Source organism: Phenylobacterium sp. (genome assembly GCF_030693805.1).
Lineage (GTDB): Bacteria > Pseudomonadota > Alphaproteobacteria > Caulobacterales > Caulobacteraceae > Phenylobacterium.
In genome coordinates, this window is sequence record NZ_JAUXZW010000351.1 from 1 (window position 1) to 2,833 (window position 2,833).

The 2,833-nt window shown below is 68.6% G+C and carries 3 protein-coding genes; 2 read left to right on the top strand and 1 reads right to left on the bottom strand.

Annotation, left to right across the window (positions count from 1 at the left end):
* Positions 1–886 (bottom strand): cytochrome c oxidase subunit II (coxB, locus tag Q8M88_RS14070; protein ID WP_305597785.1); only part of this gene is annotated, 886 nt, incomplete at its 3' end.
* Between the two features lie 190 nt (positions 887–1,076).
* Here coxB and Q8M88_RS14075 point away from each other — a divergent pair.
* Both Q8M88_RS14075 and Q8M88_RS14080 read left to right on the top strand, forming a co-directional pair.
* A complete protein-coding gene (locus Q8M88_RS14075; RefSeq protein ID WP_305597786.1) occupies positions 1,077–1,445 on the top strand; it encodes a DUF3140 domain-containing protein in 369 nt (122 codons plus the stop codon).
* A 48-nt stretch (positions 1,446–1,493) separates the two neighbouring features.
* On the top strand, positions 1,494–2,833 hold a 1,340-nt coding region (locus Q8M88_RS14080; protein ID WP_305597787.1), incomplete at its 3' end, for a TldD/PmbA family protein.

Below are 2,833 nucleotides of genomic sequence, written 5' to 3' on the forward strand. Positions count from 1 at the left end.
CGGCGCCGGGCGCGGCGGCGGGAGACGCCGCAGCGGGGGCGGTCGCCGGAACGGCTGCGGCGGCAGGCTTGGCGCCGCCGCCCTTGCCGACGACCCACGCGTCGAACTCCGCTTGAGACACAACATGCACCTCGATCGGCATGAAGGCATGGTCGACGCCGCAGAGCTCACGGCACTGGCCGTAATAGACGCCGGTCTTCTCGGCCTTGAACCAGGTCTCGTTCACCCGTCCGGGCACCGCGTCGGTGATGATCCCGAACGAGGGTACGGCGAAGGCATGGATCACGTCTGCGCCGGTGACCAACACACGGACCACCTTGTTCACCGGCACGACCAGCGGCTCCGTGGCGGCCAGCCGGTATGGGACGTTCTTCGCCTTGGCTTCCTTTTCGGGAAGGATGTTGGAGATGAACTCGGAGACGTTCTGGTCGGGATATTCGTAGCCCCAGTACCATTGGTACCCGGTCGCCTTAACCGTGAGATCCGGCTTGGGCATGTCGTGGTAGGCGAACAGCAGCTTGAACGAGAAGATCGCGATGAACATCAGAATCAGGACCGGAGCCACCGTCCAGATCACCTCGACCGTGGTGTTGTGGCTCCAGCGCGCCGGAATAGGGTTCGCGCGCTTGTTGTAGCGGACCGCGCACCAGATCAGCAGGCCCAACACGAACAGGCAAATCGCCGTGATGATCGGCAACAGGATCACATTGTGGAAGAAAATCGCATCGTGCCGCAGGGGCGTTACGCCCGGCTGCAGGTCGATGGCGCCGGGCGTCGGCTGCCCAAGGAGGTCCTCCGCAAGCGCGCTTACGCTCCACAACGCGGTCGTCACGCCAGCCGCCGCTCCGGCCGCCGCAGCCCGCATACCCTTGAACCTCGACTTCATGTCCCCTCGGTCTGGTTGGCCGGCCGCGCCTCGCCAAACAACGATCGCCCCCGACGACAGGATGGACGGCGCGGCGCATCGTCCGCACCCCTCGTCCTTCAGCGCGCGTGCATACGCGCTCTCCCCCAGCTTGCCAAGGCGGTTGCGCCATGCCGCAAAGGCAGGCCCCACATCAGACCCTGGAGCATGCATGCGTCCCCCGCTGAGCCCGCGCGAGCAAGGTGAAATCCGCGACGCCTTCGACGGCGTGGTCAACATGACGCCCGAGGCCCTGGGCGCCTGGCTGGATACCGACGAAAGTCGGCGTGTCGGGGTCACACGCCGCGGCGAGACCGAATCGATCGGCCGCCAATCCGCCCGGCGCATCCTGGAGATCCGCGCCCGGCCGGCCGAGGACCTCACCGACGCCGACTACGCCCATATGAAGAAGGTGGTCGGCTACGCCCGCCGCCACCTGGCCCAGCGACCTTGGGGCGATGTGACGCACACCCGCTGGCGTTGGTCGCTGATGAACTGGGGACATGACCCGTTGCTCGGGCGGGTGACGCGCGGGGCCTGAACGCCTATCTGTTGAGACGTCTCCCAGATTTACGCAGGTTCGTCCCTCATGAACGCCCACGCTCCCGCTCCGTCGATCCTCGAATCCGCCGGCGTCGATCCCGATCGGGCGCGCGCCATCCTGGGCGAGGCGCTGGCCGGAGCGGACGATGGCGAGTTGTTCGTCGAGCGCTCGGAGAGCGAGGCCTTCGTGTTCGACGACGGCCGGCTGAAATCGGCGTCCTACGATGCGACCGAGGGCTTCGGCCTGCGGGTTGTGGCGGGCGAGACCGCCGGCTACGCCCACGCCAGCGAGATCTCCGAGGCCGCCATCGGCCGCGCCGGCAAGTCCGCGGCGCTGGCCAAGCGTGGCTATTCCGGCCAGGCGGCCGAGCCCCCGCGCCACACCAACGCCAAGCTCTATAGCGAGGACAATCCTCTCGCCTCGCCCGGCTTCTCGGACAAGGTCGACCTATTGCAGGAGATCGACGCCTGGGCCCGCGCCCGCGACCCGCGGGTGGTGCAGGTGATGGCCAGCCTCGCCGGCGAGCGGCGGGTGGTCGAGATCGTCCGCGCCGACGGCCGCCTGATCCGCGACGTGCGCCCCCTGGCCCGCATCAACGTCCAGGTGACGGTGGAGCGCGATGGCCGGCGCGAGAACGGCTACACCGGCTCCGGCGGCCGCGCCGGCTTCGAAACCTGGATCACCCAGGAGAACTGGCAGGGCGCGGTCGACGAAGCCCTGCGCCAGGCGCTGGTCAACCTGGAGGCCGTGCCCTGCCCGGCCGGCGAGATGGACGTGGTGCTCGGCCCGGGCTGGAACGGCGTGCTGCTGCACGAGGCGGTCGGCCACGGTTTGGAGGGGGACTTCAACCGTAAGGGCACCTCAGCCTTCTCCGGCCGCATCGGCGAGCGGGTCGCCGCCCCTGGGGTCACCGTGTTCGACGACGGCACGGTGCTGGGGCGCCGCGGCTCCCTCACCGTCGATGACGAAGGCACGCCTACGGAACGCACCATCCTGATCGAGGACGGGGTGCTGGTCGGCTACATGCACGACCGCATGAGCGCGCGGCTGATGGGCCTGCAGCCCACCGGCAACGCGCGGCGCCAATCCTACGCCCACATGCCCATGCCGCGGATGACCAACACCGCCATGATGGCCGGAACCGCCAAGCAGGCGGAGATGATCGCCTCGACCCAGCGCGGCCTCTACTGCGCCAACGTCGGCGGCGGCCAGGTGGACATCACCAACGGCAAGTTCGTCTTCCAGTGCACCGCGGCCTATCTGATCGAGAACGGCAGGATCACCACGCCGGTGAAGGGCGCCACCCTGATCGGCGACGACTTCGGTTTCGACCCCGGCATCGGCGTCTGCGGCAAGGGCGGCCAGAGCGTGCCGGTCGGCGTCGG